18 protein-coding genes are annotated in these 20,273 nt (G+C 66.2%); 4 read left to right on the top strand and 14 right to left on the bottom strand.

The annotated features are described in order from the left end of the window. Nucleotides 1-19: 19 nt before the first annotated feature. From ACX3O0_RS14260 to ACX3O0_RS14235, 6 genes are all read right to left on the bottom strand, one after another. Entirely contained in the window at nt 20-940 is a 921-nt protein-coding gene (locus tag ACX3O0_RS14260; protein ID WP_459093031.1) for an ROK family protein, read from the bottom strand. Further along, entirely contained in the window at nt 937-2,391 is a 1,455-nt protein-coding gene (locus tag ACX3O0_RS14255) for a glycoside hydrolase family 3 protein (protein WP_459108146.1), read from the bottom strand. The genes ACX3O0_RS14260 and ACX3O0_RS14255 overlap by 4 nt, the downstream gene beginning before the upstream one ends. Continuing rightward, nucleotides 2,388-3,224, bottom strand: a complete 837-nt coding sequence (locus ACX3O0_RS14250) for a carbohydrate ABC transporter permease (RefSeq protein WP_459108145.1) — start codon at nt 3,222-3,224, stop codon at nt 2,388-2,390. The genes ACX3O0_RS14255 and ACX3O0_RS14250 overlap by 4 nt, the downstream gene beginning before the upstream one ends. After that, a complete protein-coding gene (locus ACX3O0_RS14245; protein ID WP_459108144.1) occupies nt 3,224-4,117 on the bottom strand; it encodes a carbohydrate ABC transporter permease in 894 nt (297 codons plus the stop codon). The genes ACX3O0_RS14250 and ACX3O0_RS14245 overlap by 1 nt, the downstream gene beginning before the upstream one ends. 101 nt (nt 4,118-4,218) lie before the next feature. Then, nucleotides 4,219-5,502: an extracellular solute-binding protein gene (locus tag ACX3O0_RS14240; protein ID WP_459093027.1), complete on the bottom strand. Its 1,284-nt coding sequence runs from the start codon at nt 5,500-5,502 to the stop codon at nt 4,219-4,221. Nucleotides 5,503-5,559: 57 nt separating this feature from the next. Beyond that, complete coding sequence (locus ACX3O0_RS14235) at nt 5,560-6,735, bottom strand: ROK family protein (RefSeq protein ID WP_459093026.1); 1,176 nt, start codon at nt 6,733-6,735, stop codon at nt 5,560-5,562. A gap of 177 nt (nt 6,736-6,912) precedes the next feature. Here ACX3O0_RS14235 and ACX3O0_RS14230 point away from each other — a divergent pair, with 177 nt between their 5' ends. Then, nucleotides 6,913-7,341, top strand: a complete 429-nt coding sequence (locus ACX3O0_RS14230; protein WP_459093025.1) for an Hsp20/alpha crystallin family protein — start codon at nt 6,913-6,915, stop codon at nt 7,339-7,341. 73 nt (nt 7,342-7,414) lie between these two features. Here ACX3O0_RS14230 and ACX3O0_RS14225 read toward each other — a convergent pair whose 3' ends face one another. Then, nucleotides 7,415-8,629, bottom strand: coding sequence for an NADP-dependent isocitrate dehydrogenase (locus ACX3O0_RS14225; protein WP_459093024.1), 1,215 nt, complete (start codon nt 8,627-8,629; stop codon nt 7,415-7,417). A gap of 186 nt (nt 8,630-8,815) precedes the next feature. Between ACX3O0_RS14225 and ACX3O0_RS14220 the strand changes: the two genes are divergently transcribed. Further along, nucleotides 8,816-9,271, top strand: a complete 456-nt coding sequence (locus ACX3O0_RS14220; RefSeq protein WP_459093023.1) for a GNAT family N-acetyltransferase — start codon at nt 8,816-8,818, stop codon at nt 9,269-9,271. After that, nucleotides 9,268-9,597: an MGMT family protein gene (locus tag ACX3O0_RS14215; RefSeq protein WP_459108143.1), complete on the top strand. Its 330-nt coding sequence runs from the start codon at nt 9,268-9,270 to the stop codon at nt 9,595-9,597. The genes ACX3O0_RS14220 and ACX3O0_RS14215 overlap by 4 nt, the downstream gene beginning before the upstream one ends. 39 nt (nt 9,598-9,636) lie before the next feature. Here the strand turns inward: ACX3O0_RS14215 and ACX3O0_RS14210 are convergent, their stop codons facing one another. Together ACX3O0_RS14210 and ACX3O0_RS14205 are read right to left on the bottom strand one after the other, a co-directional pair. Continuing rightward, entirely contained in the window at nt 9,637-11,442 is a 1,806-nt protein-coding gene (locus ACX3O0_RS14210) for an ABC transporter ATP-binding protein (protein ID WP_459108142.1), read from the bottom strand. After that, on the bottom strand, nt 11,439-13,154 hold the full coding sequence (locus ACX3O0_RS14205; RefSeq protein ID WP_459093020.1) for an ABC transporter ATP-binding protein: 1,716 nt from the start codon (nt 13,152-13,154) through the stop codon (nt 11,439-11,441). Before ACX3O0_RS14205 ends, ACX3O0_RS14210 begins: the two co-directional genes overlap by 4 nt. 258 nt (nt 13,155-13,412) lie before the next feature. Between ACX3O0_RS14205 and ACX3O0_RS14200 the strand changes: the two genes are divergently transcribed. Beyond that, complete coding sequence (locus ACX3O0_RS14200) at nt 13,413-14,375, top strand: ABC transporter substrate-binding protein (protein WP_459093019.1); 963 nt, start codon at nt 13,413-13,415, stop codon at nt 14,373-14,375. 1 nt (nt 14,376) lies between these two features. Here ACX3O0_RS14200 and ddaH read toward each other — a convergent pair whose 3' ends face one another. The 5 genes from ddaH to sucD all read right to left on the bottom strand — a co-directional run bounded on the left by ddaH (nt 14,377) and on the right by sucD (nt 20,259). Then, entirely contained in the window at nt 14,377-15,603 is a 1,227-nt protein-coding gene (gene ddaH, locus ACX3O0_RS14195) for a dimethylargininase (RefSeq protein ID WP_459108141.1), read from the bottom strand. A 51-nt stretch (nt 15,604-15,654) separates the two neighbouring features. Further along, nucleotides 15,655-17,307 carry a bifunctional phosphoribosylaminoimidazolecarboxamide formyltransferase/IMP cyclohydrolase gene (gene purH, locus ACX3O0_RS14190; RefSeq protein WP_459108140.1) on the bottom strand — a complete coding sequence of 551 codons (1,653 nt, stop codon included), beginning with the start codon at nt 17,305-17,307 and terminating at the stop codon, nt 15,655-15,657. Then, a complete protein-coding gene (gene purN / locus ACX3O0_RS14185) occupies nt 17,304-17,894 on the bottom strand; it encodes a phosphoribosylglycinamide formyltransferase (protein ID WP_459093016.1) in 591 nt (196 codons plus the stop codon). Before purN ends, purH begins: the two co-directional genes overlap by 4 nt. Before the next feature lie 31 nt (nt 17,895-17,925). After that, nucleotides 17,926-19,161, bottom strand: a complete 1,236-nt coding sequence (locus ACX3O0_RS14180) for a cell division protein PerM (protein WP_459108139.1) — start codon at nt 19,159-19,161, stop codon at nt 17,926-17,928. 195 nt (nt 19,162-19,356) lie between these two features. Continuing rightward, entirely contained in the window at nt 19,357-20,259 is a 903-nt protein-coding gene (gene sucD / locus ACX3O0_RS14175; protein ID WP_459108138.1) for a succinate--CoA ligase subunit alpha, read from the bottom strand. Nucleotides 20,260-20,273 lie beyond the last annotated feature (14 nt).

Genomic DNA, 20,273 nt, shown 5'->3' with positions numbered 1-20,273 from the left:
CCGCATCCGTTCGCGAGTGTCAGATCGGGGTGGGGGTTCCGGCCATGCCGACCAGGGCGGCACCCACGGCAGCGGATGGGTAGTCGCCCGGCGCGAGCCGCACCCGCGACGCGAGCTCGAGGGAGGCGAGGAACGGCGATGCGGCAGACCACTCCTCCAGCACGCCGCCGACCGCGGCACGCAGCTGCTCCCCCAGCGAGCTGATCCCCCCACCGAGCACGACGATGTCAACGTCGATGGTGAGCACGAGAATGCGAACGGCTGCGGCGATGTTGTTCACCAGCCCGTGCTTCACCTCGATCGCGTTGGCATCGCCGCGCCCGGCAGCTTCGAAGAGTCCCTGCACCGGCCGGGCATCCGCCGCCGGCCATTGCCTGGCGACGGCGGAACCGGAGGCCAGCACCTCAATGCACCCTCGTTGCCCACAGGGGCAGGGCGGGCCATTCGGGTCGATCGGGATGTGCCCGATCTCACCGGCCGCACCGCGCGATCCGCGCCAGAGCCGACCGTCGAGCACCAGTCCGGCGGCCAGTCCGGTTCCCAAATTGAGGTAGGCCATGGAGTGGGTCGACTCCCCGGCCAGCAGTTGGTATACGCCGAGCGCGGCGGCATTCACGTCGTTCTCGACCGCCACCAGCAGCCCGAGGCGGGCGCTCAATTCGGTGCCGAACTCGAGGTCTTCGACCGCAAGGTTCACGGCGTGGGTCACGCGGCCGGTCTCCGGCTCGACCTGACCCGGGATGCCGACGCCGATCGACGTGAACTCCCCCGGCTCGATACCGATCCGCTCGGCAAGCTCGGTGACCGCCGCGGCCGCAGTATCGACAACACCACGCGCGCCACGCACCGTCGGCAGTCGCAGCTTCTGCACGATTTCGCCGGTCGGCGTCAGGGCGACCGCCGCCGTCTTCGTGCCGCCGATGTCGACTCCGACCCTCATTCCCGTGCCCCGCCTTCGGTCTTGCCCATCGTGCTTCCTGTCGTCGAACCTGATTCGTCCAGCCATGCCAGTAGTGCTTCACCGACGTGGGCGGATGCCCCGAACGTCGCCACGTCCGCGTAGGCGCGGTCGTCGCCCGGCCAGCCCATGTCGACGACGATGACGCGCGGATGGTCGCGCCTGGCCTGGTCAATCAGCTCGCGCACCCACGCGTGCCGGTGGTTGTCCCGGCCGATGAGCACCAGCTGGCGGTCATCCGGAACCCGGCCGAGCGTCGTCTCCGCGCCGATCCGCCGGTCTGCCCAGGCCGCCCAGGGAGCCAGCCCGACGGCCATGTTCGCGAGGGTCTCGAGCACGACGTGGTGCCGGCTGGGCGCCACGGACACGATGGCGCTCACGTCGAATGCGCTCGCCGTCCGACCGAGCTCGAAGGCGGGAACCGGCACTTCGACCGAGCTCTCCGCTGCCCGGCGGGCGGCGTAGTCAACGGCCAGGGCGCGCGTGCGAGCTGCTGCGTCGGCGAGCCGGTCATCGCCTAGTCGTCCATCCGCGATGGCGGCGATGATCGCGTTCTCGATCTCGGTGAGCTGGGCGTCAGAGTTGTCAGTGCCGATGCACAGAAGGTCGCACCCGGCTGCGATGGCACGCACCGCGGCTTCCGGAATGCCGATGGTACCGCTCGCGCCGGCCATGTCCAGCGCGTCGGAGACGATGACTCCCTGGTATCCGAGCTCCTGCCGCAGCAGCCCCTGAAGGATCCGCGCGGAGAGGGTGGCCGGGAAGTCGGGGTCGACCTGCGGCAACAGGATGTGCGAGGTCATGATGCTCGCAGCATCCGCCTCGATCACCGCGCGGAACGGTGTGAGCTCGCGTTCCCTCAGCACGTCGAGCGACACGTCGACGACGGGTAGGGCGAGGTGGGAATCCTGCGCGGTGTCGCCGTGGCCGGGGAAGTGCTTGGCGCTGGCCGCGATACCGGTCGACTGCAGTCCGCGCACCCAGGCGGCACTGTGACGTGCGACCAGGCCTGCGTCGGCGCCGAAGCTGCGGACCCCGATCACCGGGTTGTCGGGGTTCGAGTTGATGTCGACGTCGGGTGCGAAGGTCATCGTGCACCCGGCCCGGCGAAGCTGCCGCCCGACGTCGAGCGCAACGCGAGCGGTATATGCCGGATCGTCCATACGTCCGAGCACGGCGTTCCCCGGGTACGGGGAACCCACATCGTAGAAGAGCCTGGTGACGTCGCCGCCCTCCTCATCGATGGCGATGACCGCGTGCGGGTTCGCGTCGAGGATGGCCGCGGTGAGGCTCTTCACCTGGGCGAACGACTCGATGTTGTCGCCGAACAGGCAGACGCCGGCGAGGCCGCGGCGCAGGCGATCGGCGACCCAATCGGGCAGCGTCGTCCCGGTGAAGCCCGGCAGGAGCACCCCTGCTGGCAAGGTGCTCATCCCTTCACCGCCCCACTGACGAGACCGGAGGTGAGGCGGCCCTGCACGATGAGGAAGAAGATGATGACCGGCACGGCGACCAGGGTGGATGCCGCCATCACCTGCCCCCAATCGGTCGCGCGGGTGGCGCTGGCCTGTACGAACCCGCGCAACCACAGCGGGAGGGTCTGCGCCGACTCCGCCGGCAGCAGCACGAGCGCCACAGTGAACTCGTTCCAGGCCTGCAGGAACGCATAGACACCGGATGCCACGAGGCCGGGAGCGAGTAGCGGGAAGGTGATGCGCAGGAACGCCTGCGTGCGGCTGAGCCCGTCCACCATGGCGGCCTCCTCCAGGTCGACCGGGATACCGGCGACGAAACCGCGGAGCATCCAGATGGTGAATGGTACGACCGCGGCGATGTAGATGACACTCACGCCGACCACCGAGTTGAGCAGCCCGACGCTGGAGATCATCTTGTACTGCGCGATGAAGAGGCCCTCGGCCGGCAGCATCTGCACCAACAGCACCGCGATGATGAAGCTCTTGCGGCCGCGGAAGCGGAACCGACTGATCGCCACGGCGGCGAGGAAAGCGAAGAGCAGGCAGAAAAGTACCGCGATGGCAGTGATGGCCACACTCATGCCGAGCGCGGTATAGAAGTCGCCATCCGCCAGCGCAGCGAAGAAGTTGTCGAATGATCCGCCGAGTGGCAGGAATGTCGGCGTGAAGGATTCCAGCTTCGACGTCGGAAGCATGGACGAGTTCACCATCCAGTAGACCGGGAAGGTCCACACCAGCGCAATGACGACGGCGAGCCCGCCGAGCAGCCCGCGCTTGACTCTGGCGTTCATCAGGCGTCCTCGTCTTTCAGCAGGATCCGGATGTAGAACCAGCTCAGTGCGATCGTCATCGCCAGCACCAGGATGGAGACCGCGGATGCCATGCCGAAGTCCTGCGCGAGCGTCCCCTGCTTGTAGATGTAGGTGCCGAGCAGGTCGAAGTCGCCCGCTTTGGAGCCGGCATCCTGCAGCATCGTGATCTGGGTGAAGACCCTCAGGTCCCAGATCAGCTGCAGCAGGAAGACGATCAGGATGATCGGCTTGATCATCGGCAGGATGATGTCGCGCACCCGTTGCCAGGGGCTCGCCCCGTCGAGTTGGGCGGCCTCCATGATCTCGTCGGACACTTGCGTGAGGCCGGCGTAGGCCGAGAAGGCCACGAACGGGACGGACATCCAGATCACGATGATGCTGGCAACGATGAAGAACGTGGTGGGCGATTCCAGCCAGTTGAAGCGGTTCATCTCCACGCCGGGAAGTGCGTCGAGCAGGTAGTTGACGACCCCGCGGCGGCGGTCGAACAGCCAGATCCAGACGGTCATCGCCGCGACGACGGGCATGGCCCAGGCCAGCAGCATCGCGATCTGGAGGATCAGCCTGGTCACTTTGCCGATGGCGCTCATCAGCAGGGCGAACAGCATCCCGATCACCAGCGTGATCACGGCGGTCACGATGCAGAAGACGATCGAGCGGATGACGACGCCCCACAGGCCGGGATCGGTCGCGAGACGTGCATAGTTGTCGAAGCCGACGAACTCGGCCGGCTGGCCGAACTGCTGGGCGAGGCCGAACTCCTGCAGGGAGGTGACCAGCTGCCAGGCGAGCGGGTAGCCCATGCCGATCATGAGGATGGCGACCGCCGGGAAGATCAGCCAGCGTGCGGTTCGGGCGTGCGTGCGGTTCATCGGCGGTCACCTCCTTCAGGTGTTGTCTCGTGGGTTGATCAAATTTTGTGGGTTGAGTAGGTCGCTCAGCGACCTACTCAACCCACAGGGGTGGGGCGAACTCAGTTGAGCAGTTCGCTGATCTTGGCGTCGTACTCTTCGGCGAGTGCCTCGATGTCGCCACCGGCGGCCACCTTGCCGAAGAACTCCTCCAGCAGGCCGGAGCCCTCGACCGAGGCCCAGCCGGGTGCGGCCGGGGTCAGCTTCGAGTTGGCTGCGGAGTCGACCAGGGCCTGCGCGAAGATGTCGTCACCGAGAGCGGATGCGTAGTCCAGATTGGCCGGGCCGAGGCCGTTCTGGCCGAGCAGCGTCTGGTACTCCTCCGAGAAGATGATCCTCAGCAGGTCTTTCGACGCTTCCTGGTTCTCGCTTGCCGCTGAGATCGCGATGTTGGAGCCGCCGGCGAAGACCGGAGCAGCACCCCCATCGGCACCCGGGAGCGGGAAGACGCCGAAGACGTCGTCGTTCCAGGTGGCGATCGTCTTGGTGTCATCCGCGGGGTCCGGGGCCAGGTCACCGATCGACCAGTGGGCCCATCCGGGAGCGATGATGGTTGCCGCCTCAGGAGCACCCGTCGCGTCGTTGTTGTTGATGTTCACCCATGGCGTGCTGTCCGCCTCGGTCACCGGGGCGTTCGAGGCGCTCGTGTAGAGCTCCTGAAGCTGCTCGAGTCCCTTGATCGTGTTCGGGTCGGAGAGCGATGACACCCACTTGTCGCCGTCCTTCACCGCGAGTTCACCGTCGTTCGCGAAGATCCACGAGACGCCGTTGCGCCAGTCCTGGCCGCCGAGGTAGAAGCCGGACTGGCCATCCGTCCTCAGCTCTGCCGCGGTCTGGTTGAACTCCTCGAGCGTGGCCGGGACGTCCTTGCCGGCAGCCTCCCAGATGTCCTTCCGGTAGAAGACGTAGCGCGAGCCGAAGTAGTACGGCAGCGCCATCTTGGCTCCGTCGACCTCGCCGACCTCGACGAACGACGGCAGCAGCTTGTCGCCGCCGAGTTCCTCGTAGATGTCGCTGAGGTCGGAGAACGCGCCGACACCGGTGAAGGTGGGCGACCAGGTGTTCCCGATCTCGACGACGTCGGGGGTATTCTCTGAATCAGGCAGCGAGGTGGTCAGCTTTGCCAACGCATCGCCCCACGCCTGCTCCTCGATAGTGAGGGTGCCCCCGGTTGCGTCTGCGTACTCTGTCTTAAGGTAGTCGCGCAGCTCATCCGGGGTGTCACCGCCCATCAGCCACATCGTGATGTCAGTTCCGCCTTCAGCTGCCGGTTCAGTGGTGGAGCATCCGACAAGGATGAGAGCGGCGGCGGTTGCTATGGCAACCGTGCCGAGCTTCTTATTCATTGTGTTGTCCTTCTCTTGGTGCCGGGTGTACGACCGGATGGCCGCACCAGTGGTGGGTCAGGAGACCCCGAGCTGCCCGGAGAGCACCATCACGGCAGCGCCGCGCATGACTATGTCCTCCCCGAGCGTCGTCATCCGTACCGCGAGATCGCCGTGGAACTCTGCCATCGTTCGGTTGCGGAGTGTCTCGATGGTGGCAGTGGTGAGCGCCCCATCAAGCAGTTCGGCCGGTCCGCTCAGCACGACTTCTGCCAGGTTGAGCGCTCCGACCACGGGTGCCAGTGCGAGCCCCAGGTGCAGGCCGGCCTCCCGAAGAATGTGGTGGCGAGCGGATGCGTCCGCCCCATCCAGCTGGGCGTCGAGTCGCGGGGCGGCCAGCCAGGTTTCCAGGCATCCGCTCTTTCCGCACACACAGGGTGTTCCGTCGCCGGTGCCGACCACGACGTGGCCGATCTCGCCTGCAGCGAAGCGGCTCCCGTAGAGGAGGGACCCGCCGAGCAGCAGCGCGCTTCCGACGCCGTGACCAACCTTGATCAGCATCAGGTCCTGGTCTGCTCCGCCGAAGCTGTGCTCGGCCAGTACGGCGGCGTTCGCGTCGTTGGCGACGAGCACCGGGAGGGAGAACCTGTCGTTCAGCGTGGACTGAAGCCGTTCGTCGTTCCAGCCGAGGTTGGGCGCCCGGAGCACGACACCGTCGCGGTCGACGACGCCGGGCGAGCCGACGCCAACCCCGAGGATGCGCCCGGTGGCCTGGCCGATCAGGGTCTCGACGAGCGTGACAACCTTGGCCGTGGCATCCGCACCGGTGCTTCCCGCGAGTGGGATGTCGGCCCGACTGAGGATGTTGCCACCGAGGTCGAGCACGGCACCGCGGAACAGCGCGTAGTCGCTGAGGTCGATTCCGATGATCTGGTAAGCCGAGAGGTTCATCGCCAGCAACGTTGACGGTTTGCCTGGGCGGATGTTCGCACTCTGCCCGGTTTCAATGACCAGGCCTTCGCCCATGAGTTCGGCGACCAGGTCGGAGATGGTGACCCGGGTGAGCCCGGTGCCCCGCGCTATGTCGGCCCGGCTCTGCTCGCCAGACCGGTACAACGTCTGCAGGACGAGGGACCGGTTGTGCCCGCGGGCATGCTCGGGAAGGATCTTGGCGCTCGGGCGCAGCACGCGTCCGGGGGAGTATCCCCCGGCCCGGCCTGTCGCCGGAATCGTGCCACGCCTCGTTGCGGTCATGTTTGTTAGTAAACCTTACGAACTAATTAATTGCAAGAGATTTCCGGACCGAATATTCTTGGCGCTCTCCCGATGAGAGTGCTAACATTTTTCTGTAGTTGAGTCGACTTGACTCAACTCTTGTAAACCTCAAATTGCACCGCCCCTCCGGGGCCCGATGTGAAGGAGTTGACTGAAATGGCCATGTACTTCGACCCATTCCGTGAACTGGATCGCCTCGCGGCGAACCTGCTCGACTCGCAGCAGGGACCTCGTTTCATGCCAATCGACCTGCACCGTCAGGGCGATCACTACATCCTGAACGCCGATCTCCCGGGCATCGACCCCGGCTCGGTCGACGTCGATGTGGATGGACAGTTGCTGACCATCCGCGCTGAGCGCACTGCGCGTAGTGACGAGGGTGTGAAGTGGCTGGCACACGAGCGCCCGAGCGGATCGTTCCTCCGCCAGCTCAACCTCGGCGACGGCATCGACACCGAGAACATCAGCGCGCACTACGACAACGGTGTGCTCAGCGTCATGATCCCGGTGAGCGAGAAGGCGAAGCCCCGCAAGGTCGAAATCATGTCGGCCGCGAAGGAACCGCAGTCCGAAGTCACCGCGTAACTCCACGCCCCTCACCGGAATGACGAAGGCCTCCGCCCAAATGGGTGGAGGCCTTCGTAGTTCGTGCAGCGGCTTACGCCATACGCGCCTGGAGGTTGGCGTCCAGCGTCGCGAGGAACTCCTCGGTGGTCTGGTACGCCTGATCCGGCCCGACGAGGAGCGCGAGGTCCTTGGTCATGTGGCCGGCCTCGACCGTCTTGATGACGACATCCTCGAGTGCGAGGCTGAAGTCGATCAGCGCCTGGTTGCCGTCCAGCTTGCCGCGGTGCGCGAGGCCCCGGGTCCACGCGTAGATGGACGCGATCGGGTTGGTCGACGTCGGCTTGCCGGCCTGGTGCTGGCGGTAGTGCCTGGTCACGGTTCCGTGGGCGGCCTCGGCCTCGACCACCTTGCCGTCCGGCGTCGCCAGAACGGAGGTCATCAGCCCGAGCGAACCGAAGCCCTGCGCAACGGTGTCGGACTGCACGTCGCCGTCATAGTTCTTGCAGGCCCAGACGTAGCCGCCCTCCCATTTCATGGCGGATGCCACCATGTCGTCGATCAAGCGGTGCTCGTAGGTGAGTCCGGCAGCTTCGAATTGCTGCTTGAACTCGGACTGGTAGATCTCCTCGAAGATGTCCTTGAAGCGACCGTCGTAGGCCTTGAGGATAGTGTTCTTCGTCGACAGGTACACCGGGTAGTTGCGGCTGAGCCCGTAGTTGAGGGAAGCACGGGCGAAGTCGCGAATCGACGCATCCAGGTTGTACTGCACCTGGGCGATGCCGTCGCCCGGCGACTGGAACACTTCGAACTCCTGCGCGGCCGAGCCGTCTTTCGGGGTGAAGCTGACCTTGAGCGTGCCCTCGCCGGCGAACCGGAAGTCCGTGGCACGGTACTGGTCGCCGAAGGCGTGGCGGCCGATGATGATCGGCTTGTTCCAGCCGGGGACCAGTCGCGGAATGTTCGAGATGATGATCGGCTCGCGGAAGATCACGCCGCCGAGGATGTTGCGGATGGTGCCGTTCGGCGACTTCCACATCTTCTTCAGGCCGAACTCCTCGACCCGCGCCTCATCCGGCGTGATGGTTGCGCACTTGACGCCGACGCCGTGCTTCTGGATGGCGTGGGCCGCGTCGATGGTGATCTGGTCATCCGTCTCGTCACGCTTCTCGATGCCGAGGTCGTAATACTCGAGGTTGATGTCGAGGTACGGGTGGATGAGAGTGTCCTTGATCTTCTGCCAGATGATGCGGGTCATCTCATCGCCGTCGAGCTCGACGACTGTTCCTTCAACCTTGATTTTCGACACCGGTACTCCTCAGTTCGTGGGGGGCCTTGTTAGGGATGGGCGGCCGCGAAACGTGCCGCGAAGTCTGCGTTTTAATTCGCTCAGGACAGCTTACCTGTTCCAACAAGTATCTCGACATCAAGATAGTTCTGCACACGACGCATCCGGGCCCTACCCGGAACCGGTCTTGGACGATAGCCTGAAACCATGGATGAGTTGAGACTGGAAGAGCTGTCTGCCAAAAACGTTGTTGCGGCGAACAGCCTCACCATGAAGCCCGGGCAGGAGCAGTACATCGCTCCTGTGTCGTACGCCATGGCCGGGCCATTCCTCGACCCGAGCACCAGCTGGTCGCGTGTCGTCGTTGACGGCGAAGGCGAGGTGCTCGCATTCATCATGGCCAATTTCGACGCCGACGCTCACGAAGAGGAGTTCCGGAGCTGCATTTGGCGGATGAACGTTTCCGCCGAGGCCCAGGGCAAGGGCGTCGGCAAGTTCGTGGTCAAGGAGACAGCGGACGAGGCGCGCAAGCGCGGGTTCTCGCGGCTCACCGTGATCTGGGAGCCGGGCGAGGACAGCCCGGAAGAGTTCTTCAAGCGAGTCGGCTTCGTTGTGGTGGATGAGACCCAGTACGGCGAAAAGGTCGGCGCCATCGAGTTGTGACCACCGCGTCCGGACCGTCCGCTCCCGCTGACGACTTTTTCGAGCGGGTGCTCGGTGTCGTCGAGTCGATCCCGCCCGGGCAGGTCATGACCTACGGCGACATTGCCGCTGCCATCGGGTCGCGGGCGCCGCGGGCGGTGGGCAAGGTCATGGCTTACGGGGGCAGCGACGTGCCGTGGTGGCGCGTGATCAGGGCCAGCGGGCATCCACCCCAATGCCATGAAGGTCAGGCGCTCGAGTTCTACCGGGCGGAGGGAACCCCGCTGGTGTGGGGAGCATCCGGAAGCTACCGCATCAACCTGCGGGCCGCTCGGTACGAGCCTTAGCCCGCAGCGAGCTGCGTAGTGCCGAACGCGACCCCCGAACTACACCAGCGAGTCGCGCCAGGCGGCGTGCATCTCGGAGAACTTGCCGGTGCCGCTGATCAGCTCGTTCGGGGAACCGTCTTCGATGATGCGTCCGTGCTCCATCACCAGCACCCGGTCGGCGATCGCGACGGTGGACAGGCGATGGGCGATGATGATCGCGGTTCGGTCGGCGAGCAGCGTTTGCAGCCCGTTCTGCACGAGACGCTCGCTCGGAATGTCGAGCGACGCTGTCGCCTCATCGAGGATCAGCACGACCGGGTTCGCGAGGAATGCCCGGGCGAAGGAGACCAGCTGCCGCTGGCCGGCACTGACTCGGCCCCCGCGCTTGTTGACGTCCGTGTCGTAGCCGTTCGGCAGGCCCTCGATGAATTCGTGGGCGCCGACCGCCTGGGCGGCTTGCATGATTTCCTCGCGCGTCGCATCCGGTTTTCCGAGCGCGATGTTGTCGGCGACCGTGCCGGAGAAGAGGTAGGCCTCCTGCGTGACCATGACGATGGCGCGGCGCAGGTCCTTCGGGTGCAGGCGTTTCAGGTCGACGCCGTCGAGGGTGACCCGGCCGCTGGTCGGGTCGTAGAAACGCGAGATCAGCTTGGCGAGCGTCGACTTGCCAGCGCCCGTCGAACCAACCAGTGCAACGGTCTGACCGGCCGGCAGGGTGAGGTCGAATTCCGGCAGCACGACGCGGTCGGCCGTGTAGGCGAATTCGGCCTCCTCGAAACTGACCGTGCCCTTCGCCTGCCACAGGTCGATCGGCGTCGTCGGGTCGGGAACACTCGGTTCCTCCTCGAGCACGCCGGAGATCTTCTCCAGGGCGGCGGCCGCCGATTGGTAGGAGTTGTAGAACATCGCCATCTCTTCGGCCGGGCCGAAGAACTGCCGGGTGTACAGCAGCACGGCGAGCAGCGCACCGATCGCGAGCTGGCCGTCTGCCACCCGCAGCCCCCCGACCAGGAGCACCGCCCCCAGGGCGAGGTTGCCGATCAGCACCAGCCCAGGGTAGAAGATGCCGAACAGCATGATGACGTTGCTGTTGGCCTGGCGGTACTCCTCGACGTGGTCGCCGAACACGGCCTCGTTCCGCTTCTCCTTACGGAACGCCTTCACCGCGCGGATACCGGTCATCGTCTCGACGAAGTGGACGATGACCTTGGCGGATGCGACGCGCGTGCGACGGAATCCGGCCTGCGAGCGAACCTGGAACCAGCGGAACAGGAATCCGAGCGGGATGAGGAAGCCGAACAGCACGACTCCGCTCACCCAGTCCACCCAGAACATGGCCCCGGCGATGAACACCATGTAGAGGCTGCCCTGCACCAGCTGGTTGATGCCGGAGTCGAGCAGCTCCCTGATGGAGTCCAGGTCGCTGGTCTGGCGTGCGATGATCCGCCCGGAGGTGTAGTTCTCGTGGAATTCGAGGCTCAGCTTCTGGGTGTGCCGGAAGACCCGCTTGCGCAGGTCGATGAGTACGGCCTGGCTGACCCTGGCCACCAGCACGGTGTACCAGGAGATCAGCACAGCGCCGACGATCGCGGCCGTCAGGTACACGGCGACGATGAAGAGGAGCGGGGCCCAGTCGCCGTCCACCAGGGAGGGGAGCCCGCGGTCGATGCCCAGCGCGATGAGCGCCGGGCCGGCAACCTGGGCGACGGTGCTGACCACGACGACGACCATGGTCAGGATGATGCGTCCCCAGAGCGGTCGAACCAGCACACCCAGCAGGCGCACCGAGCGGTCGCGGATGGCGCGGCTCTCGATCCGGGTGAAGTCGTCGCGCTCCTCCCCCTCGACGCCGAACACGCTCATCGCTTCGCCTCCCGGTCGCGCTTGAGTTCGTCTTCCAGGCTCGAGATGACGAACCGGTAGTGCTCGCTGGTCGCGAGCAACTCCGAGTGGGTGCCCACGGCCGTGACCCGGCCGCGTTGCAGCAGGGCGACGCGGTCGGCGAGCATGACCGTCGACGGACGGTGCGCGACGATCAGGGCCGTCGTCGAGGCGAGGACTTCGCGAAGTGCCGCCTCGACGAGCGCCTCGGTGTCCACGTCGAGCGCCGAAAGCGGGTCATCGAGCACCAGCACCGACGGCTTCGCCGCCACCGCCCGGGCGAGGGCGAGTCGCTGCCGCTGCCCTCCGGACAGGCTCATCCCTTCCTCGCCGATCATGGTGTCGAGGCCCTTCGGCAGGTCGTAGACGAACTCGGCCTGCGCGATCGCGAGCGCTTCCTCGAGTTCTTCGTCGGAGCCATCCGGAGCGCCCAGCAGCACGTTGTCCCGCACGGTGGCGGAGAACAGGATGGCGTCTTCGAACGCCATCGCGATGTGCCCGCGAAGTTCGGACAGGGTGAGGTCGCGGATGTCCACACCGTCCAGGCGGATGGTGCCGCCGGTCGCGTCGTAGAGCCTGGTGGTGAGCGCGGTCAGCGTGGACTTGCCTGAGCCGGTCAGCCCGACCAGCGCCATCGTCTCGCCCGGGAGCAGCTCGAGGTCGACGCCGTCGAGAAGGTCCCGCGCGGCATCCGGCGCATCCTGGTACCGGAAATGGAGGTCATCGAACACCAGCCTGCCGACCGGTTCGCCGATCGTCTGGGGCTGGTCGGAGTCGGTGATCGTGTTGACGGAGTCCATTACCTCGAAGTAACGGTCGACCGCGGTGCGGGTGTCGAAGGTCATCGACAGCAGGAAGCCGATCGACTCGACCGGGAACCGCAGCACGGTGGCGGTGGCGAAGAACGCCACCAATTCGCCGACGCTGAGCTCACCGGATGCCGCCAGCCAGACCCCGCCCAGCAGCCCGAGTGCAAAAGTGACGTCGGGAACCAGCAGCAGCCACAACCAGATGCCGGCCACCGCCTTCGCTTTCTCGATCTCGGTGGTACGCAGACCTTCGGCCTGGTTTCCGAAGTTCCTGAGCGCGTCCTTGCCTCGCCCGAACGCTTTCAGGACGCGGATGCCATGCACCGCCTCCTCGACGGACGTCGCCAGGTCACCGGTCTGGTCCTGGCTGCGGCGCGCCACCGTCGAATACTTGCTCTCGAACACGTAGCCATAGATCCACAAGGGTATGGAGCACACCAGGAACAGCACCCCGAGCATCCAGTTGATGCCGACCAGGAAGGCGAACCCGATCGCGATGGTGATGGTGTTGACGATCAGCAGCACCAGGCCGAACGAGATCCAGCGGCGGATCAGGTTCAGGTCGCTCACCGCCCGCGACAGCAACTGCCCGCTCGGCCAGCGGTCGTGGAAGTTCACCGGCAGGTTCTGCAACTGGCGGTAGAAGCTGTTCCGCATATCAGCCTCGATGTGGGTGCCCGGCTCGAGCACCAGCCACCGCCGGAACCAGATCATCACGGCTTCGAGAATGCCGAGCCCGAGGACCAGGAGCACGGGGCCGAGCAGTTCGCTGCTATCGCCATCCTTCAGCGGCCCGTCGATGATCACCCGCAGCACCTGCGGGATGAGGAGTGCCACCACCCCGGCGATGAGCGCGGCGAGCATGCCCAGGTAGATGCGCGGCATCGCCGGTCGAGCGTACGGATAGATACGGCGGATCGACCGGAAGGTGTCGCCCCTTTTTGGGGCGCGCTGTTCTGGGGATGATGCGTGTGGCAAGGGAGTCCTGTTGTCGTTTCGGCAGCCTTCCAGCCTAGGTGTCGTAAGCCCGGACGACAACTGACACACCGGCGCTACGCGGCGTTAACCCCTCGTAATGGTGCTTAACATGTGCCCGACAGTCTGCGAAAGTGAATCAACGTCGATGGGTCCAGGGGGAGAACTATGAGACAACGCGTGCTGACGGGCATTGCTACTGTCGCGGTCGTGTCACTCGGGTTGAGCGGATGCGCCGGCCTTTTCACCGATCCCGGCACCAGCGGCCTCGACGATGTGACCATCGCCGTGGAGCCCCTGATCGGCTCGGCAGCGGTCTATCTCGGCGTGCAGGAGGGCTTCTTCGCCGACGAGGGCATCGCCCTCACGATCAACTCGTTGCCGCCCGACAGCAAAGCCGTGGTCGAGATGGTTGCCGCCGGGAACGCCCACTTCGGCCTCAGCGACACCCTCACGCTCCTGGTCGAGCACGGGGAGGGCACCCCGATCAAGGTGCTCAGCGGAGCCTACTCATCGACCAGCGACCCCAATTCCGATTTTGCTGCCCTCGTGGTGACGCAGGATTCGCCGATCACGACGATGACCGACATCCAGGGCAAGAACGTTTCAACGGCCGCCCCCCGCAGCCTGGATGAGACCGTTGTCCAGGGCATGATCTCCGATGACGGCGGGAACCCTGCCGGAGTCCACTTCGTCAAGGTGCTTCCGGGCGCAGCCATCGGCGCGCTGGAAAGCGGCGAGACCGATGTCGCCTTCCTGGTCGAGCCGTACCTCAGCTGGGCCGTCGAGGCCGGGCACCGGGTGCTGAGCTACCCGTACGTCGAGTACGTGAACTACCTCAATGTGGCGGCGTTCTTCACCTCCACCGAAACGATGGAGAAGGATCCCGAGCTGGCCGAGCGCTTCAACGCGGCGGTCAAGAAGTCGCTGACATTCGCCCAGAACAACCCGCAGGCCGCGCGTGACATCTTCGCCACCTACACGACGACAGCGGAGGCCACCAGGACCACCCTGATCATGCCGCGCTTCACCCAGACGATCGAGCGTCCTGCCCTGGAGAAGCTCGGGGCCACGGCGATGCAGCACGGCATCATCTTCGCCGAACCCGACCTGGACTCCCTGCTGCCGTAAGCTACCGAACTCGCACCGACAGGCAGGTCACGCAGCCCTCGAGCTTCTCGAACTCACTGATGTCGACCGTGGTGACGTTGTAGCCGAGGTCCTCGATCATCGCCGCGGTCTTCGGGGCGGCGGATGACATCAGCACGCTGTCGTGGTCGAGCACGACCACCGCGGTGCCTTCAGCCTCCGGTACGGCGAGGAACCGTTCGAAGATGCTGGTGTCCTCGAGCAGCGACGGCAAGCCGATGACCGTTCCGTCGGGCAACGCCGTCGCCGCGGTCTTCAGGTGCAATGCCTTCGTCATCGGCACGGCGACCACCGAGTACCCGAGCGGGCCGACGATCGCCCGCAGTTGGCGGATGCCCTCGGCGTTGGTGCGTCCGCCGCGGCCGACGTAGACGGTGCGTCCAACCTTCAGCACGTCGCCGCCGTCCAGTGTTCCGGGGGTCTGGATCCGCTCGATGCGCTGGCCGAGCCGGCGTGCCTCCGCCTCAACGGCCTCGGTCTCACCGATGCGCGACTCGGAGCCCGGACTCCCGACTACCGCGGTCGACCCGAACATGACGATGGTGTCCTCGACGAAGACGGAGTCGGCGTGGGTGTCTGCAGCGGCGACCTCCACGGTCTCCCAGCCGGCAGCATCCAGAGCCTGTACGTAGTTCTCCCACTGCTGGTCGGCCAGCTCGGTGTCGACCGTAGTGCGCTCAATGTGGGTGACCTGGCCTTCGGCAAGGTTGCTGGCCGGCAAGCGCACCAGGGCGATACGGCGTTCCGATGCGTTGCCGGTGCGGGCGCCGCGGGCGGTCAGCAGGTTCCAGACTCTCCTGCCGAGGGTGGCCGTGATGATGGTGGTGGCGATGATGTAGACGAGGTGCGGGCCGGTGACGCTCTGGAGCAGGAAGGTCCAGGCCTCGGCGTCGAGCGCCGAACCGCTGCCGACCACCACGAGCGCATAGCCGGCAATCGCCGCGACGACCGCGGCGATGAGTCCGACCGCGATCGAGGTGTACCAGAAACGGTAGGCCTCAAGCGAGGCCGCCACGGCCAGCAGGATGAACGCGAGCAGGCTGCTCGGCAGGAAGACGTCGCTGACGCCTTGGAAGATCGCCGGGTCTGAGCCGCCGACAATGAAGAAGACGAGCACTGTCACCAGATGCGCGACGACGACCGCCGCGAGAGCGGATGCGAGGGAGGCGGCAATACGGCGCAGCATGGTCAGGGGCGGGTTCTGGGTCATGCAAAGAGCCTATTAGCCGTCAGACGGATGCCCGACCACTGCTCCTGTGGGTCAGTGGAAGAAGTGGCGCTCATCGGTGAAGTACATGGTGACCCCGGCCTGCTTCGCGGCGGCGATGACCTCCTCGTCGCGCACCGAACCACCGGGCTGCACGACGGCGCGAACGCCGGCATCGAGCAGCACCTGGAGACCATCGGCGAATGGGAAGAACGCGTCCGATGCCGCAACACTGCCGGCGGCCCGCTCCCCTGCCCGCGTCACCGCAAGGTGGCAGGAGTCGACCCGATTGACCTGACCCATTCCGACGCCGACGGATGCCCCGTCATGGGCGAGCAGGATCGCGTTCGACTTCACGGCGCGCACCGCCCGCCAGGCGAACTCGAGGTCCTCCATGGTGTCTGCATCCGCCGGTGAGCCGGCGGCGAGGGTCCAGCCGGCCGAACTGAACCCGGCGTAACTGTCGACCGACTGCACGAGGAGCCCCCCGGAGATCTGCCTGACCTCGGTTGCCCCGCGCGCAAAGCCCTCCGGAAGTTTCAGCAGGCGGAGGTTCTTCTTCGCGGTCAGCAGGCGGAGCGCATCCGGCTCGAAGTCGGGCGCGACGATGACCTCGGTGAACACGTCCTTGATCGACTCGGCCGCCGCCAGCGTGATCGGCCGGTTGGCCGCGATCACCCCTCCGAACGCCGAAACCGGGTCACAAGCGTGGGCCCGCGCGTGGGCGGATGCGATCGAGTCGCCCGGCCCATGCCCGACGGCGATGCCGCACGGGTTCGCGTGCTTGATGATCGCCACCGCCGGCTCATCGAAGTCGTACGCGGCCCGCAGGGCGGCATCCGCGTCGACGAAGTTGTTGTACGACATGTCCTTGCCGTGGAGTTGGGTGGCCTGGGCGATGCCGCGCCCGTTCTGCTCGACGTACAGGGCGGCCGACTGGTGCGAGTTCTCGCCATAGCGCAGGGCCTGCTTCAGGTTGGCAGTGAGGCTGAACGTGTCGGCCGTCTCGCTCGACCCGCTTTCCTGCGCGACCAGTTCGTCCGGGGACACCACGCGAGCGTCGTGCTCTGCGCGCAAGCCGACGTTGCCGGCGAACCACTCCGCGACGGCGGAGTCATAGGCGGCGGTGTGCGCGAACGCCTCACCGGCCAGCCGCTGGCGCTGGGCAAGTGTGGTGCCACCGAGCGTTGCCGCCTTGATGACCTGTTGGTAGCTGTCCGGCGAGACGACGATCGCGACATTGGCGTGGTTCTTTGCCGCCGACCGCACCATTGCCGGACCACCGATGTCGATGTTCTCGATCACATCGGCCGCGGGGGCACCGGAGGCGACCGTCTGCACGAACGGGTACAGGTTCACGACAATCAGCTCGAACGGGGCGATGCCGAGATTCTCGAGTTGAACCCGGTGCGACTCGCGCCGCAGGTCCGCCAGGATGCCGGCGTGGATCGCCGGGTGCAGCGTCTTCACGCGACCGTCCAGGGACTCGGGGAATCCGGTCACGCTGGCAACCTCGGTGACCGGATGTCCGGCATCCGCTATCGCCTTCGCCGTCGACCCGGTCGAAACCAGCTCGACGCCGGCGCCCGCCAGTGCTGCGGCCAGCTCGAGGAGGCCCGTCTTGTCGCTCACCGAGATCAGCGCCCGGCGGATCGGGATGACTCCGCGCTCGAGCATTTCGGTTTCGTCGTGTGCCGCGCCGCTCATGCGGTCAACTCCTTGAGGTCGATTCTTCCATTGGCGATGTCGAGCACGGCCTGCACCAGCAGCCGGCGCTCGACGATCTTGATGCGGTCGTGCAGGGTGGACTCGGTGTCGTTCGGGTGGATGGCCACCCGCTCCTGGGCGATGACCGGCCCGCTGTCGACACCGTTGTCGACGGCGATGACGCTGGCGCCGGTTTCGGTGACGCCGGCGGCGATCGCATCCCTCACGCCGTGCGCGCCCGGGAACTCGGGCAGGTAGGCCGGATGCGTGTTGATCAGGTTGGGTTCGAGCGCCGCCACCACGGACGGCGGCAGCAGGCGCATCAGGCCGCTCAGCACGACCAGGTCGGGCTCCCATTGCTGGATCTGCTCAAGCAGTGCGGCGCCCCACGACTCGCGGTCGGGGTAGCTGGAGTAGGCGACCGTGAAGGTCGGGATGCCGAAATCCTCGGCGTGCGCGAGGCCGTCAGCGTCACGGTCGGCACCGATCGCGACGACCCTGGCCGGGAACTCCGCGTCTTCGGCGGCTTCAAGCAGAGACCGGAGGTTCGACCCGGCGCCAGAGATCAGGACCACCAGTTTCAGCACCGGTCAAGCTTATCGCCGGACGGCGGGTTCCTCAGTCGCGGTTGCGCACGCTGAGCAGCCCGAGCGCAGCCGCCCCACCCACCTCGAGCGTGGCGAACAACGCCACCAGCCACGGAGACGGACCCACCTCGACCAATCGTCCCGGCCCGGCCGCCCCAGCCGAGAACCAGGCGAGCAGCCCGAGGATCATGCCGGCCACCACGCCGATGCACAGCCCCGCCAGAAGCATCCGCCCGACCGAGACCGGCATGCGGATGCTCCGCACCAGCGTGCTGCGGACCAGCAACCCGGCGAAGAAGCCGGCGAGCACCGGAACCAACAGCCCGAGGAACCCCCAGGCCAGGTCGCCGGTGGGCAATGCGCCCAGGAAGGGGACGGCCGGCACGGGTCCCAGGCTGGTGCCGAGCGGGCCGATCGATGAGCCGGCGCCTATCGCGAAGCCGGGCCCGACAAACCAGGAAACCGCCCAAACGACCAGGTTCGGCAGGAACGCCAATTGGGCGATGGTCAGTGCGACGCCGCCCAGCACCCCGACGTGCCCGCTCTCATACAGGGCGATGACCTCGGCATAGTTGACCAGCAGCAGCAGAGCGACGGCGACTGACGCGGCAGCGACAATGGCGGCAACCGCCGCGACTCCCCCGGTTACGGATGCCCGGATGAGCGCCGCCGTCTCGCCCGGGATATCGGCGATGCGCGTCGCGATGGCGCCGACCGTGGCATCCGTTCTCATCGTTCCCGCGCGCTGAAGCGCGGTCAGGCGGCGGATGGCGATGCCGCCGCCCAGCGCCAGCCCGAGCGCGAAGACCAGCGTGGGAAGCAGCGCCCCCTGCCAGATGGACGGCCGCGCGAACTCGTGGAGCGCAGTCAGCACGACGGTCAGCGACAGCGCCCCGAAGGAAGCGAGGGCGACCGCCAATCCGAGGATGAAATGCGGCGTTTCGGCGATGCGGCGCCCAGCGCGGTATGCGAGCAGCAGGGTGAGGAGCGCGAAACCGAGGGGTGCGATGGTGAGCACGAACGGGGTGGAGGCGTCGGGGAATCCGATGCTGGTCGCCGTCAGCGGGTCGAGAGTCAAGGCGATATCGACACCGTGGCCGAGCATCCAGGTGTCGGCAGCGGCACGCCAGAACACGATCCAGTCGATTTGCAAGCCGTACTGGAAGGCCCACATCACGCTGAGCGGCACGAGCGCGATGCCGATGCCGATGCCGGCAACGAGCAGGGCTTCGAGCGCGGCGAAGACGACGGTGAGGGGACGGTTCATACCGGTTCGACCCTACCGGCGACGATGCCCAACCCCCGTTCGCCTTCCCGCAAAAGGAGGAGGTTGTCGCCTCCAGAGAGAAATACTTCCCTCATTCCGCGTCGAAGTCCGAAAAGCTCTCTCATTTGCGCGGAGGGAAGAGGTTAACCACGAACGGCCCGACCCCGCGAAGGGTCGGGCCGCCAGACGAGGTGCTTACAGGGAGGCGAGAATCTCGCGCATCAGGGTGGCAGCCTCGGACGGCGTCTTGCCGACCTTGACTCCGGCGGCCTCGAGGGCCTCCTTCTTCGCCTGCGCGGTGCCGGCCGAGCCGGACACGATGGCGCCGGCGTGACCCATGGTCTTGCCCTCCGGAGCGGTGAAGCCTGCGACGTAGCCGACGACCGGCTTGGTCACGTTGGCCTTGATGAAGTCGGCCGCGCGCTCTTCGGCGTCGCCGCCGATCTCACCGATCATGACGATCGCCTTGGTCTCGGGGTCCGCCTCGAACGCGGCCAGCGCGTCGATGTGGGTGGTGCCGATGATCGGGTCGCCGCCGATGCCGATCGCGGTCGAGAAGCCGAGGTCACGCAGTTCGTACATCATCTGGTAGGTCAGGGTGCCCGACTTCGACACGAGGCCGATCGGTCCCTTGCCGGTGATGTTCGCCGGGGTGATTCCGACGAGAGCCTCACCTGGGGTGATGATGCCGGGGCAGTTCGGGCCGATGATGCGGGTCTTGTTGCCCTTCTCCTGGGCGTAGGCCCAGAACTCGGCGGAGTCCCCGACCGGGACGCCCTCGGTGATGATGACCAGCAGCGGGATCTCGGCGTCGATCGCCTCGACGACCGCGTCCTTGGTGAAAGCCGGCGGGACGAAGGCGATCGAAACATCCGCCCCCGTCTTCTCCATGGCCTCGGCGACGGTTCCGTACACGGGCAGCTCGACATCGGCGCCATCCTTGTCGCGGTGCAGCACGGTGGTTCCGGCCTTGCGGGCGTTGACCCCGCCGACCACCTGGGTGCCGGCCGCCAGCATCAGCGCGGTGTGCTTGGTGCCCTCGCCGCCGGTGATGCCCTGAACGATGACCTTGGAGTCCTTGTTGAGGAAGATTGACATTTATTGTTCCCTAT

This window comes from Homoserinimonas sp. A447 (assembly GCF_054489325.1).
This window is presented reverse-complemented; position numbering and strand designations above follow the sequence as displayed.